The sequence below is a fragment of the Myxococcus virescens genome, assembly GCF_900101905.1.
Taxonomy (GTDB): domain Bacteria; phylum Myxococcota; class Myxococcia; order Myxococcales; family Myxococcaceae; genus Myxococcus; species Myxococcus virescens.
In genome coordinates this window covers 456,788-469,011 of the sequence record NZ_FNAJ01000003.1, presented here as the reverse complement: position 1 = coordinate 469,011, position 12,224 = coordinate 456,788, and the positions used below count along the sequence as shown (strand labels likewise).

The 12,224-nt window shown below is 69.8% G+C and carries 14 protein-coding genes; 13 read left to right on the top strand and 1 reads right to left on the bottom strand.

Annotation, left to right across the window (positions count from 1 at the left end):
- Positions 1 to 73 precede the first annotated feature (73 nt).
- On the bottom strand, positions 74 to 691 hold the full coding sequence (locus tag BLU09_RS12275) for an RNA-binding protein (RefSeq protein WP_090489485.1): 618 nt from the start codon (positions 689 to 691) through the stop codon (positions 74 to 76).
- 265 nt (positions 692 to 956) lie between these two features.
- On the opposite strand from BLU09_RS12275, the gene BLU09_RS12270 reads away from it, so the two are divergent.
- The 13 genes from BLU09_RS12270 (at position 957) to sctQ (ending at position 12,180) form a co-directional block, all read left to right on the top strand.
- On the top strand, positions 957 to 1,232 hold the full coding sequence (locus BLU09_RS12270; protein ID WP_026113931.1) for a hypothetical protein: 276 nt from the start codon (positions 957 to 959) through the stop codon (positions 1,230 to 1,232).
- 138 nt (positions 1,233 to 1,370) lie between these two features.
- On the top strand, positions 1,371 to 1,937 hold the full coding sequence (locus tag BLU09_RS12265; protein WP_090489483.1) for a hypothetical protein: 567 nt from the start codon (positions 1,371 to 1,373) through the stop codon (positions 1,935 to 1,937).
- A 30-nt stretch (positions 1,938 to 1,967) separates the two neighbouring features.
- Positions 1,968 to 2,399: a tetratricopeptide repeat protein gene (locus BLU09_RS12260; protein ID WP_090489481.1), complete on the top strand. Its 432-nt coding sequence runs from the start codon at positions 1,968 to 1,970 to the stop codon at positions 2,397 to 2,399.
- Positions 2,400 to 2,415: 16 nt separating this feature from the next.
- Positions 2,416 to 2,811, top strand: coding sequence for a hypothetical protein (locus tag BLU09_RS12255; RefSeq protein WP_011552511.1), 396 nt, complete (start codon positions 2,416 to 2,418; stop codon positions 2,809 to 2,811).
- Positions 2,812 to 2,818: 7 nt separating this feature from the next.
- Entirely contained in the window at positions 2,819 to 3,655 is an 837-nt protein-coding gene (locus BLU09_RS12250) for a sigma-70 family RNA polymerase sigma factor (RefSeq protein ID WP_011552512.1), read from the top strand.
- A complete protein-coding gene (locus tag BLU09_RS12245) occupies positions 3,549 to 4,094 on the top strand; it encodes an ATP-dependent helicase HrpB (RefSeq protein WP_244171643.1) in 546 nt (181 codons plus the stop codon). Before BLU09_RS12250 ends, BLU09_RS12245 begins: the two co-directional genes overlap by 107 nt.
- Positions 4,095 to 4,208: 114 nt before the next feature.
- Complete coding sequence (locus BLU09_RS12240; RefSeq protein ID WP_011552514.1) at positions 4,209 to 5,027, top strand: type III secretion system protein; 819 nt, start codon at positions 4,209 to 4,211, stop codon at positions 5,025 to 5,027.
- Between the two features lie 71 nt (positions 5,028 to 5,098).
- A complete protein-coding gene (locus BLU09_RS12235) occupies positions 5,099 to 7,264 on the top strand; it encodes a hypothetical protein (RefSeq protein ID WP_090489480.1) in 2,166 nt (721 codons plus the stop codon).
- A gap of 24 nt (positions 7,265 to 7,288) precedes the next feature.
- A complete protein-coding gene (locus BLU09_RS12230) occupies positions 7,289 to 7,960 on the top strand; it encodes a FliH/SctL family protein (protein WP_090489477.1) in 672 nt (223 codons plus the stop codon).
- Between the two features lie 24 nt (positions 7,961 to 7,984).
- Positions 7,985 to 9,298: a type III secretion system ATPase SctN gene (gene sctN, locus BLU09_RS12225; protein ID WP_011552517.1), complete on the top strand. Its 1,314-nt coding sequence runs from the start codon at positions 7,985 to 7,987 to the stop codon at positions 9,296 to 9,298.
- Between the two features lie 51 nt (positions 9,299 to 9,349).
- Positions 9,350 to 9,838 (top strand): flagellar assembly protein FliH, encoded by a 489-nt coding sequence (locus BLU09_RS12220; RefSeq protein WP_011552518.1) that lies wholly within the window; start codon positions 9,350 to 9,352, stop codon positions 9,836 to 9,838.
- 33 nt (positions 9,839 to 9,871) lie between these two features.
- Positions 9,872 to 10,780, top strand: a complete 909-nt coding sequence (locus tag BLU09_RS12215; protein WP_090489476.1) for a flagellar hook-length control protein FliK — start codon at positions 9,872 to 9,874, stop codon at positions 10,778 to 10,780.
- Positions 10,777 to 12,180: a type III secretion system cytoplasmic ring protein SctQ gene (gene sctQ, locus BLU09_RS12210; protein WP_090489475.1), complete on the top strand. Its 1,404-nt coding sequence runs from the start codon at positions 10,777 to 10,779 to the stop codon at positions 12,178 to 12,180. Before BLU09_RS12215 ends, sctQ begins: the two co-directional genes overlap by 4 nt.
- Positions 12,181 to 12,224: the final 44 nt, after the last annotated feature.

Genomic DNA, 12,224 nt, shown 5'->3' with positions numbered 1-12,224 from the left:
CAGCCGACGCGCGGCTGCGGGCCCCGAAATCCCCTTCATGGGGTGCAGGTCTGACATGCCCAAGGGTGTGTCATCAGTACGTGTCGGGCGAGGTATTGGAGCCCGTGTCCGGGTTCAGGGTGCTGTCGTCACCCGCGCCACCGGTGCCCTCGTGCTTGTCCACGCCGGAGCCGCCCATGTCTTTGTCCTGGTTGATGGACGAGTCCGGCGTCAGCGTCGGGTCACCCGCGCCGCCCGTTCCCGAGAGGGAGATGCTCTTGGCGACGTTCTTGGTCTCCTTCACCTCGTAGCTGGCGCGAATCTCCTGACCGGGGCGCAGGTCCTTGGCCTTCTTCAGGGTCGGGTCGCTGAAGCGGGTGCTGCGGTCGACCTCCAGGGGGACCACCGCGCCATGCATGTCGACGAAGATCTTGTCGCTCTCCGCCTTCACCACGCGGCCGTTGAGCTCCTTCTGACCCATGTTGGCCTGCTGGCCCATGGTGCCGGAGCCGCCCTGGCCCGGCTCCGTGGGCGTGGTGGTCGTCTCGCGTTCGATGGTGGTGGTGTCCTGCTGGATTTCGCTCTGCCCCACCTGGCCCGAGCCACCCTGGGCCGCCGAGGAGTCCTTCGGCTTGTTCTCATCGTTGTTGGCCAGGGCGGTACCGGCTCCGAGCATGGCGATGGTGGCGAAGACGCCAACGAGCTTCTTCATGGAGGTTCTCCTGTGGTTGTTGTGAGTGGGCGGGGGCGGCGACGTCCCCCGTTGGAGAGAACCTAGGTGCGCTCGTGGAACTGGACAGGGCTTGCTCACCCCCCTGCTGGAATGGCCGTTCGCTCTCCGGCCGGTGGTTCGGGGGCCGCGCGCGTCCGGGGAAGAGGGGAGCGCCTTGTAGGAAGCGGGGCTTTTCCCTTACCGTCGGGGGCCCAGCGCCCACTGGCCAGCCCGGCCGGTGGCCCGACAGGAGACCGTCTCCGCAATGCCCCCGACCGCCAAGCCGTCCCAGACCGCGCAGGACCTTCCCGCGCCCTCGTTTCCCGCCATCGAGTCCCTGCTCGAGGCGGCCTCCGTGGAAGAGGTCCGTGGCTTCTTCGATGGGGTGAAGACGGGCCTCACGGAGCTCAAGGGCCCCAAGGTGGAACAGGGCAAGAAGGCCCAGGCCGCCATTGGCCGCGCGGAGGAGCTGCTGGAGATGCTGGTGGAGACCCGCGAGCGGCTGATCGCCGAATCGAAGGGTGGCAAGGGCCGGAAATGACGGTGGTTTTTCCCCGGGAGACTCTTTTTTTCCGGGGTTAGGCAACCGGCGAGGCCCCCCGCCGATAATGCAAGAGAGAGCATCTTGAGTATCGATGATCTCTGACCTTTCCGCTGAAAGCAGCGCCTGGAGGAAGCAATGGCGAAGATCGACAACATGATGGGCCCGAACGTTCGTCTCTCGACCAACGTCACGACGGCGCGGCAGACGCCGGACACCGGTTTCGGCGCGCGGCTTCACAATGGTCTCAACAGCGCCGCCAGCGCCGTGGGCACGGGTGTGGGCGCGATGGCGGGCATGGTCCCCGGCGGGCAGATCGTCTCCGCCGCCGTCTCCTCGATGCACACGTTCTCCTCGACGGGTGGCTCGGGCATGGGCGCGCCGTACGCGGGCGTGATGAACACCGCGGTGGCGGGCAACCTGGGCGGCGCGGTGGCGCCGGCTGGCGGCGGTGTCGTCGCGGGCGGTCTGGGTGGCGCGGTGGCTGGCTCCGGCTCGCCGCTGGGTCTGGGTGCGCAGGGCACCGGCAGCACCACGGACACCGTCAACGGCAACTTCTCGCTGAACAAGATGGCCGAGGAGAACTCCAAGCTCCTGAACCTGCAGGCCGCCATTCAGCAGGAATCGCAGACTTTCACCGCGATCTCGAACGTGATGAAGTCGCGGAACGATACGATCAAGAACTCCATCAGCAACGTCCGCTAACTGCGGGCGTTGTCGCCCTAGGGAGCGTCAATGGCGGACACCTCGGAGATTTCGAACAGCCTCGTCCCGCTCGGACGCCAGCAGGCCAGAGTCCTGCTGGAGGCCGGTTACCTGTGGCTCGACATGGGCCACTTCGACAAGGCGAAGGAGATCTTCTCCGGGGCGGCCGCGCTGATGCCCCGGAGCGAGGTGCCCCAGTTGGCGCTGGGCGCCGTGGAGTTCTCGCAGGGCCGTCATGACAAGGCCCTGCAGGCCTACCGCGTCGCGCAGCGCCTGGCTCCGCAGTCCGGGCTCCCGCGGGCGCATGCGGGCGAAGCGCTGCTGTTCATGGGGAAGGTTCCCGAGGCGCTCAAGGAGCTGAAGGCCGCCATGGACCTGGATCCGGACGGGGACGGTGCCCGCCTGGCGCAGTCCCTCATCCAGGCCAAGGAGGCGGGAGTCCTGCCTCCGGCGAAGTCGTAGGACGGAGGTCACGGCGATGGCTGTCGGAGGTGTCGGACGAGGCGGTGGGAAGGGCCGCGCGGGTGGCGCGAAGGGTCCTGCCGGCGCGGCTCCGGCGGGTGGCGCCAGCTTTGGTGGCCGGGTGGACCGGACGGAGTCTCTTGTCGGGCCCTCGGGTCTGGTAGGCTCCAGCAATGTCCAGGGCCCCCAGGCCGCGGATCCAGTGGCCTCCCAGGCGGTGGCCATTGCCCGGAAGCTGAAGAACGGGGGCTTCAAGAGCAAGGAAGAGGCGACGCAGGCCCTGGTCGCCGAAGTCCTGAAGGAGAAGCTCCGCATGAAGTCTTCCTCCCTCACCACCAAGATTGCAGACGCGCTCCAGGATGATCCGCGGCTGAATCAGGTCCTCGAGCGGCTGTGGTCTAAGGCCGAGTGAGCGGCGCTTGGCTCTGGGCGACGACAGGCAGGTCATCCTCGAGAAGTACGGCCCCTACGTCCGGTCGCTGGCGGCGACCGTGCGCAAGCAGTTCAATGCCCAGCTGGAGCTGGATGAGCTGCTGGCCTACGGCCAGATAGGCCTTCTGGAGGCCGCCGAGCGGTTCGACCCGAAGGTCGGGGCCAACTTCCTCACCTTCGCGCACTACCGCATCAAGGGCGCCATCTTCGACGGGCTTCGGAAGATGGGCGTGCTGCGTGGTTCCGATGCCCGCAACGCCTATGTGGGAGAGCGGGCGGCGGCGTATCTGGGAAATCTTTCGGATCGTGAGGCCGGAGCAGGCAACCGCGGCAGCTCATTCGACGATGATGTGAATGACATCTCGGATGCGGTGACGGGGCTGGCGATGGTTTTCGCCACCAGCATCGAAGGCGCGGACACGGCGGGTTACACCGACGAGTCGCTCCCCGTCGACATCCGGATGGAGCAGGAGCAGCTGAAGACGCGGGTGCGGGCGGCGATCGAGAAGCTTCCGGAGAAGGAGCGCAAGCTCCTGATGGGGTACTACTTCCAGGGCAGGACGCTGGAGGAAGCGGGAGCGGAGATAGGGCAGTCGAAGAGCTGGGCTTCGCGGCTGCATGCGCGGGCAATCGACCGGCTCAAGGAACTCTTGAACGAGGAGGAGGAGCTTCCTCCTTCTCCGATGGATGCAAGGAGGGTCTCACATGGCGGGTCCGATGGCCGGAGTCTCCGCGGCGCAGGTCGCGCAGCAGAAGCTGCAGGATCAGGGCGCTCAGCAGACGAACAAGCAGGGCGCGTCGAAGTTCGACGGAGTTCTCGCTGACAAGGCGCAGGGCGCCGGTCAGGTGGACGCCGCCCAGCAGGTGAACAAGGCCCAGGCGGCGCAGGCCACCCAGCGCACGGATGCCGTGCGTCAGGTGGAGTCCGTCAACAAGACGGAGAAGGCCGCCCTCAACAAGGTGCACGGCGCCCAGGAGTCGGTGACGACCAAGGCGGCGGAGCCGGTGACGGCCAAGGCCGAGGCGTCCAAGTCGTCCAAGGCGGGCGACATGATGACGCAGATCGTCGGCGACCTGGAGAAGGGCCAGGTCAACCTGGAGCACATCATCAAGCAGGCCTCCAGCGGCAAGGCGTTCTCCAACGCGGAGCTGCTGTCGCTCCAGGCCTCCATGTACCAGTACACGCAGCAGCTGGACCTGACGAGCAAGGTCGTGGAGAAGGCGACCACCGGCCTGAAGGACGTCGTCAAGACCCAGGTGTAGGCCCAACCCCGGTTTCCCGGCGGCGCGGCCTCAAGAAGGGCGGTCCCTCCCTCTACGAGCGGGAGGGGGCGCCCTTCCGCGTTTTCCGGGGGCCTAGTAAGCTCCGACCCGCCCATGATTCGCCGACCGCACGCGTTTGCCGCCTCGCTTCTCGCCCTTCTCTTCCTGACGGGCTGCCACATTGAACTCCAGCACGCGCTGAGCGAAGCGGACGCCAACGAAATCTACGTCCTGCTCAGCAAGAACGGCATCAACGCCAAGAAGGAAAAAGAAGAAGGCGGCAACGAGGTGCGGTTCATGATCACCGTGCCCAAGGCGGATGCCGCGCAGGCGGCGGAGCTGCTCAAGCTCAATTCGCTGCCGCGGCCGGTGGAGAAGGGCCTGGCCCATTTCGCCAAGGGCAGCATGGTGCCCACCGCGACGGAGGAGCGCGCCATGCTCCTCAAGGCGATGGGCGGCGAGGTCTCCAATGCGCTGAATCAGATCGACGGCGTGCTGGAAGCGCGCGCCATCGTGATGATTCCGGAGAACAACGACCTCACGCAGCCGGAGAACAAGCCGATGCCGTCCGCGTCGGTGTTCATCAAGTACCGCCCGGGCGAGGGTGGCAAGCCGCCCATCGACACCGCCGTGGTGCAGCAGTTCGCGGCCACCGCGGTGCCGGAGCTGAAGGCCAGCGCGGTGACGGTGCTGATGACGCAGGCCCTGCCGCCGTCGGCGGAGACGGACGCGGAGAGCCGCCTGCAGGACGTGCTGGGGCTGCGCATGACGGCGGCCAGCGCCAGCCAGTTCAAGGTGATGTTCGCGGGCGCCTTCGTGTTGGTGCTGGCGATGCTGGGCCTGACGATGTGGACCTTCATGCGCGGCGGCTCCAGCAGCGCCCCTGCCACGCGCGCTGGAGCGCGTACCCGCGGTCGTCCTCCCGAGGCTTGACGTCATCGCCCCTCACGGTGGGGCTTCCCTCCTTCTCCCAGCGGGCGCCCGTGGGGCCCGCGAGGTGACGTTTGGACTCGTTCTTCACCTCGCTCAACAAGCGCCAGAGCATGCTGCTCCTGACGGCCGTGACGTTCTGCGGCCAGGAGAGCCTCGGCGCCTTGGAGCACCTTCCCGAAGAGGAGGGGGCGCTTCTGCGTCATCGCGCGCAGGAGCTGCTTCAGGTTCCGCGCGAGAAGCGCATTCCCGCGCTGGTGCAGGAGATCAAGCGGCTGGTGAAGGACCGCCGTGGTCAGCTCTGGAGCGCCGAACCGGAGCGGCTGGCCGCGCTGCTGCAGCGTGAGCGGGGCGCGCTGGTGGAAGTGGTGCTGCGCGCGCTGCCGGGCACGCTGGCGGAGGCGGTGCGCGCGCATCTGCCGCCCTCGCGCGTGAAGCTGACCCGCGAAGTCCGCCCGCAGGTCCTGGACATCGTCCGGTGGAAGCTGGAGGAACTGCTCGCGCGCGAGGTCGCTGGGCAGCAGGCCGCGGGCTTCAAGTTCGCGGACGTGCTTCAGCTTCAGCAGCGGGAGCTGCTCACCATGTGCGACCGGTTGGGCGCGCGGGTGCTGGGGCCGGCGCTGGCGGGCCTTCCGGACGCGGAGCGCGAGGCCATGCTGGAGCAACTGCCGCCGGACTTGAAGCTGCTGGCCACCAAGGCCGTGGCCGCCAACGCTCCGCGCAAGCTGCCGGAGGAGGATGCCCGGGCGCAGTTGGAGCCGCACGAGGGGCTGACGCGGCCCTCGGTGGCGCTGCGCAGCGCGGGGGCTCAGCGGCTGGCGCGCGCATGCGTGGCGCAGTCTCCGGAGTTCGCCGCGCGCATGCTGGAGAAGTACCGCGGTGAGTTCGGAAGCCTGCTGGCGAAGTGGGTGCGCGAGGAGCGCGTGCGCCCCACCGCGCGAGGCGATGGCGGCCGGACCGACATCGTGATGGACCTGGAGCGGCTGGCCACGCGTGGCCTCATCGAGCGGCCGGTTCGCCTGGCGACACCGCCGCCTCCGCGCCAGTCCGCGGTTCTTCCTCCGCCTCCGGGAGCCCGGAAGGCGGCTGCCGCGGCGGCGCCACCCGCGGCCAAGGCGGCGGCGCCCGGTGGGGCAGCGCCTGCTGGTGGGGCGGCACCTGCCAAGGCCGCACCTGCCAAGGCGGCGCCTGCTGGCAGGGATGTGCCGACACGACCGCCGGTGCGGGGGCAGACCCCGGGGGCGGCTCGCCAGGGCGGGGGAGCGCCGGCCCGGCGGGACTTCATGGCGGAGCGGGCGGCGCGAAACGCGGGTGTGTTGTCCTCGCGTGAGCCGTCCCGCGTGGCCACGCCCGCGAAGCGACAGGATGGCTCCGCGGTGCAGCGGATGCCGGCCCGGCGTGAGCCCGCGAACGCGGGCGGCGCGGGGGCTCACCGTGAGGGGGAGGGGCCCGATACGCGTCCGCCTCGCGCGGATCCAGAGGGCGCGCGCATTGGTCCGCCGCCTTCTCGGCTGGGGCAGCGCGGCGCACGGCCTCGCCCCCAGGACCCCGACACGCTGTCAGAGCGGGACCGCGCGCGGGTCGCCGAGGGTTCCCGGGTGCATTCGCGTCCGCCCGACGAGCGTTCCCGGGTGGCCGAGGGCTCGCGGGTTCAGGCTGGAGGCCAGGGCGAACGCTCGCGCGTGGCCGAGGGCTCGCGGGTCCACGCCCGACCTGCGGATGAGCGTTCCCGTGTGGCGGAGGGCTCGCGCGTCCATGCCAACGTCCCAGACGAGCGCTCACGCGTGGCCGAAGGCTCTCGCGTCCAATCCGGAGCCCCAGATGAGCGTTCCCGTGTGGCCGAAGGCTCCCGCGTCCAGGCGCGCCCAGCGGATGAGCGCTCCCGCGTCGCGTCCCGGGGGCAGCAGCGTCCGGCGGAGGAGCCTCCCCGGGCCGCCCGGATGAAGTTCGGGGCCGCGGAGCCGGAGCAGGAGGTCTCGGAGGTCTCCCGGGTGTTCCGCTCGCGCGCATCCGGTGCCCAGGGAGGCGGCCGGGCCAAGCCCCCCGAGGCGGAGCAGGAGCCGGAGCGTCCCCCCCGGGTGCTGGTGGGGCGGGCCATCACCTCGCCGGCCCTGGCGCCCATGCCCAAGCCCCGGGGGGAGGGCACGTCCGTCCAGCGGCGTCCCCGCTCTCCGTCGGGGACCGACCGTCCTGTGCCTCCGGGTGCAGGGGGACGTGGAACCAAGGGCGGAACGCGCTAGCATCCGGCTCGCAAGGAGCGGCCCATGGCGATCGGCAAGGTGATTCGAGGTGATGGGACGGCGGAGCCGGCGCACGCGCCCGAGCGTCCCGTGCTGCGGCCTCCCCGCGCGGGGGTGATGAACGCCGAGGTCTTCGAGGCCCGTCAGGGCGCGTCGGCCATCCTGGAGGAGGCGCAGCGCGAGAAGGAGCGCATCCTCGCGGAGGCGCAGCGCGAGCGCGAGGAGCTCCTCGCCAAGACGCGTGAGCAGGGCCGTCAGGAAGGCCTGGCGCAGGCCACCGAAATCATCCTTCGCGCGAAGATGCAGGCGGGGGAGGTGCTGACCGGCCACGAGCAGGACGTCATCGCGCTGTCGCTCAAGGTGGCGGAGAAGATCATCGGCCGGAGCCTGGAGAAGGACCCGGAGCTGATGGTGGAGCTGTGCGCCGCGGCCATCGAGAACCTGCGCAGCGCCCGCTCCATGATTCTGCGGGTCCACCCGAAGACGGCCGCCGTGCTCCGCGCGAAGAAGCCGGTCCTGATGGAGCTCATCGGCCGCGCGGTGGACCTGGCCATCAAGGAGGACCCCGAGGTGGCCCCCGTGGGCTGCATCGTCCAGACGGAGTTCGGCACGGTGGACGCACAGCTTCCCACGCAGCTGGAGATGCTCCAGAACGTCCTGTTGCCGGACACCGCGCGCAAGGAAGGGCCGGCTTGAGCCGGAGCGTCGAGGGACTCGCCCATGGCCATTGACCTCTCGCGGTACTTCGACCTCATCAAGGAAGCGCAGGTCGTGCGCGTGCGCGGCCGCGTCACGGAGCTGACGGGCCTCATCATCAAGGCCAGCGTGCCCAACGTCCGCGTGGGCGAGCTGGTGCTCATCAAGAGCCGCAACCGCGGCGCGGTGAAGGCGGAGGTGGTGGGCTTCCAGGGGGATGAGGTGATGCTCATGCCCCTGGGCGAGCTGCACGGCATCGGTCCGGACAGCGAGGTCATCCCCACCGGCAAGCCGCTGAGCATCAAGTGCGGAGAGGCGCTGCTGGGCCGCGTGCTCAACGGAATCGGCGAGCCCATGGACGGCCACCCGTTGCCGGAGGAGGGCCTCATCGACTGGTCCGTGGACCGCGACTGCCCGGACCCCTTCACCCGCCAGCGCATCGAGCGGCCACTGCCCTTGGGGGTGCGCTGCATCGACGGGCTGCTCACGGTGGGGGAGGGCCAGCGCGTGGGCCTCTTCGCCGGCTCCGGCGTCGGCAAGTCCACGCTGATGGGGCAGATTGCCCGGAACACCAAAGCGGACCTCTGTGTGGTGGCGCTCATCGGCGAGCGTGGCCGCGAAGTCCGTGAGTTCATCGAAGACGCCATGGGCGAGGAGGGCATGAAGCGCTCCGTGCTGGTGTGCGCCACCTCCGACCAGCCCAGCCTCGTGCGTCTGCGCGCGGCCTATGTCGCCACCGCCATCGCCGAGTACTTCCGCGAGCGCGGCGGCAACGTGCTCTTCATGCTGGATACGGTGACGCGTCTGGCGCGTGCCCAGCGTGAGATTGGCCTCGCCGTGGGTGAGCCCCCGGCCCGTCAGGGTTATCCGCCGAGCGTGTTCTCCATGCTGCCTCGCATCCTGGAGCGCACGGGCAACTCGGAGAAGGGCAAGTGCACCGCCATCTACACCTGCCTCGTGGCCGGTGGTGACATGGAAGAGCCCATCGCCGACGAGGTCCGCGGTATTCTCGACGGCCACTTCATCCTCAACCGTGCCCTGGGTGAGCGCAACCAGTGGCCCGCGATGGACGTGCTCGCCAGCCTCAGCCGTGTGATGAGCGGCATCGTCTCCAAGGACCACAAGAAGGCGGCGGGACGGCTGCGAGAACTGCTCTCCACGTATGAGAAGCAGCGCGACCTCATCCTCCTGGGGGCCTACCAGTACGGGACGGATCCCCGCACGGATCAGGCCATCGACAAGTACGACGCCATCATCGACTTCCTCAAGCAGGACACCCACTCCAACTCCGGGTTCGAGGAGACGGTGGAGCAGCTGATCGCCCTGTTCGACGAGTAAGGCGCTGGCCAGGGGTGCGCGGCGGGGATTCCGGGTTAGGATGGGGCCAACATGCCCCCGTACCGGTTGCAGGCCCTGCAGGACATGCGCGCCCGGGCCAAGGAAGAGGCGGAGCAGGCCTTTTCCTCCGCCATCAAGGCGCTGGAGAAGGAGAAGGCGGAGCTCCAGCGTCTCATCGACGACCTGGAGCAGCGCAAGCGCGAGCGCAAGGCGAAGGTGGCCGCCTACCTGAAGGAGGTCATGTTCAAGGGTGCCGGCATCAACGGCATGAACATGATGAACCGCTTCGAGGAGCGCCTGAAGGACGAAGAGGCGCAGGTGGCGCTGGAGGTGGAGCGCCAGCGGGAGGCCGTCAAGGTGGCTGAACGGCTGGTGGAGCAGCGCCGACGGGAGATGGCCGAGGCGGCGAAGGAGCTGAAGGCCATCGAGAAGCACCGAGAGAACTGGCAGAAGCAGGTGAAGTACGAGCGACAGCAGCGTGAGGAACTGAACCAGGAGGAGATTGGCAACGCCTTGTTCCTGGCGCGCCAGCGCAAGTAACCTGCGCCCTCCCCATCCCCCTGGAATGACGTCATGAGCCGAGTTGACGACGATCGCGAAGCAGCGCGCCTGGCCGAGCGCCTCCTCCAGGAGAAGAAGCTCGCCGAGGGCCAGGCCAAGAAGCGCCAGGAGGGGGCTTCCGCCTTCCAGCGGCTGATGCAGCAGGCCCAGCAGCCGCCTCCGTCGCCGGGCCCGGCGCCCGCACAGCCCCAGCAGCAACAGGGCGGTCTGGCGCGCGCCGTGCTCGCGCGGGCCACCCAGCAGGGCAAGACGTTTGGTGAGCGGGTGCAGCAGGAGCAGCAGCCCGCGATGAAGGAACTGGCCCAGCCGCAAGCCCAGGCACAGGGGCAGGCCGCGGAGGCTCGGGGCGGCTCGCGCGCGTCGGACGCCCGGGACGCCCGGCGCACCGACGAGAAGCGAACCTCCGAGAGCCGCGAGAAGGACCTGGGCAAGGCGGAGTCCTCCCTGGGGCAGGTCAGCTCCGAGCGGGGCGCCGCCATCCGGGCGGATGCCGACGCGGGCGGCGGCAAGGGCAGTGGCGGTGGCAAGGACAAGAAGGACGGCGGGTCGGAGTCCATCGCCCCCGGCTTCCGCTTCAACCCCGCGCTGATGGCGCCGGTTCCCGTGGCCAAGCCCAAGGACACCGCGGGCTCGGAGCGCCTGCGCGCCCTGGCCACCGAGATTGCGCAGAAGATTGTCGACCGCGTCCGCGTGGGCACCAACGCCGCGGGCAACGCGGAGTTCCAGATCGACCTGCGGGGCGACGTGCTCAGCGGTCTGTCCATCAAGGTCAGCGCCCGGAACGGGAAGATTTCGGCCACCTTCAGCGGAAGCAACCGCGAGGTGCTCAAGCAGCTCGAAGGCGCCAGCGAGGGACTGCGGACCGCGCTCAGTGGCCGTGGGCTCCGGCTTGAAGACGTCCGCTTCGAGGCGAAGGCATGAGTCTCGAATCCGAGGACGAAGGATCGGGCGTCCACGAGCGCACGATGCTGGTGGACCTGAGCCAGCTCCGGCCTTCACGCCAGGAGCCTCCGCAGGAGTCCCCGGCATCCCAGGAGCCACCCGCCAGCCAGGAGCGGCGCTGGCGGCCCTTCGCTTTCCGGAACCTGGAGAAGGTCTCCCGGGCCCAGGGGCTGCTCGCGGAGCGCTTGCGGTGGCTGACGCCCGCGGACGGCACGACGGTGGCCGTGGCGGCTCGGCTCACGGAGCTGTTCGACGCGGAGGTGCGCCTGACGGTGGAGTCCGTCCAGGTGCGGCCCATGGCGGAGCTGCGGCGCTTCCTGGGCGACCCCACCTTCCTGGCGGTGCTCGCGCCCGGGGCGCTCCAGGGCCGGGCGGTGCTGGAGGTGGAGCTCGCGCTGGCGCACGTGGCGGTGGATCTGCTGCTGGGCGGCGCCGGTGAGACGGTGGGCCTGCGGCCGCTGACGGACATCGAGGAGGGCGTGATGGCCTACGTCGTCCTCGAGGGGCTCAAGCTGCTGGTGCCGGGGCTGCAGGCGGCGGTGCCGCGCCCCCGGTTGGACGGCGTGGCGCGGGGCGTGGACGAGGTCTCCGCGCGGCTGGGGGATGACGGCCCCATGCTGGCGGTCCACCTGCAAGCGACGCTGGGACCGCACAGCGGCATGGTGCGGCTGGTGGTGCCCGCGGCGGTGCTGGACGCGGCCGAGCCGGCGGTGGAGAGCACGCAGCGGCGGGCCCGGGGGAAGGCGGACCTGGAGGCCTTCGCGAGCCGCCTGTCGGCGGTGCGCAGCTGGCTGCGCGCGGAGATTGGCTCGGCGGAGATTTCCGGCCAGGACCTGGCGAGCCTGCGGGTGAAGGACGTGCTGCTGGTGGACGCGTTGTCGGCGCGCACGGACAAGGGCGAGGCGGGCACCGCGCGGCTGCGGGTGGGGAAGGGGACGGCGGGGTGGGCCGAGGCGGAGGTGTTCGTCGGCGAGGACGGGCGCTACCAGGCGCGCATCACCGATTTCGTTCAAGGAGAGCCGGGCCACCCGGGCTCCGCGGACGAGGCGAGCGCGGAGCCTGGGGATGAAGAAGAGGACTTCACGAACCCGGAGCTGGACGTGCCTCCGGAACTGGAAGGGGCGGCCTTGGACGATGTGAGCAAGCCGGACGGAAGCGACCTGCTCGGAGACGTGCCCCTGCAGATTGCGGTGGAGCTGGCGCGCGTGCCCGTCACCGCGCAGCAGGTGGTGGGGCTGCGCACCGGTCAGGTCCTCGAGCTGAACCGGGGGCCGGGAGAGCCGGTGGAGCTGTCCGTCAACGGCAAGGTGGTGGCCCGGGGTGAGCTGGTGGAGTTGGAAGGCCAGCTCGGCGTGCGCATCATCACCCTGGCGAGCTGAGTCCCAGTCGGGGCAGGGCAGGCGAGCAGGAGCGGCCGGCCGGG

Coding starts and splice junctions, on each gene's coding strand:
- BLU09_RS12220 (WP_011552518.1), top strand. CDS start 9,350: ATGCCCCCGTACCGGTTGCAGGCCCTGCAGGACATGCGCGCCCGGGCC.
- BLU09_RS12240 (WP_011552514.1), top strand. CDS start 4,209: ATGATTCGCCGACCGCACGCGTTTGCCGCCTCGCTTCTCGCCCTTCTC.
- sctN (WP_011552517.1), top strand. CDS start 7,985: ATGGCCATTGACCTCTCGCGGTACTTCGACCTCATCAAGGAAGCGCAG.
- BLU09_RS12255 (WP_011552511.1), top strand. CDS start 2,416: ATGGCTGTCGGAGGTGTCGGACGAGGCGGTGGGAAGGGCCGCGCGGGT.
- sctQ (WP_090489475.1), top strand. CDS start 10,777: ATGAGTCTCGAATCCGAGGACGAAGGATCGGGCGTCCACGAGCGCACG.
- BLU09_RS12230 (WP_090489477.1), top strand. CDS start 7,289: ATGGCGATCGGCAAGGTGATTCGAGGTGATGGGACGGCGGAGCCGGCG.
- BLU09_RS12270 (WP_026113931.1), top strand. CDS start 957: ATGCCCCCGACCGCCAAGCCGTCCCAGACCGCGCAGGACCTTCCCGCG.
- BLU09_RS12215 (WP_090489476.1), top strand. CDS start 9,872: ATGAGCCGAGTTGACGACGATCGCGAAGCAGCGCGCCTGGCCGAGCGC.
- BLU09_RS12245 (WP_244171643.1), top strand. CDS start 3,549: ATGGCCGGAGTCTCCGCGGCGCAGGTCGCGCAGCAGAAGCTGCAGGAT.
- BLU09_RS12260 (WP_090489481.1), top strand. CDS start 1,968: ATGGCGGACACCTCGGAGATTTCGAACAGCCTCGTCCCGCTCGGACGC.
- BLU09_RS12275 (WP_090489485.1), bottom strand. CDS start 691: ATGAAGAAGCTCGTTGGCGTCTTCGCCACCATCGCCATGCTCGGAGCC.
- BLU09_RS12265 (WP_090489483.1), top strand. CDS start 1,371: ATGGCGAAGATCGACAACATGATGGGCCCGAACGTTCGTCTCTCGACC.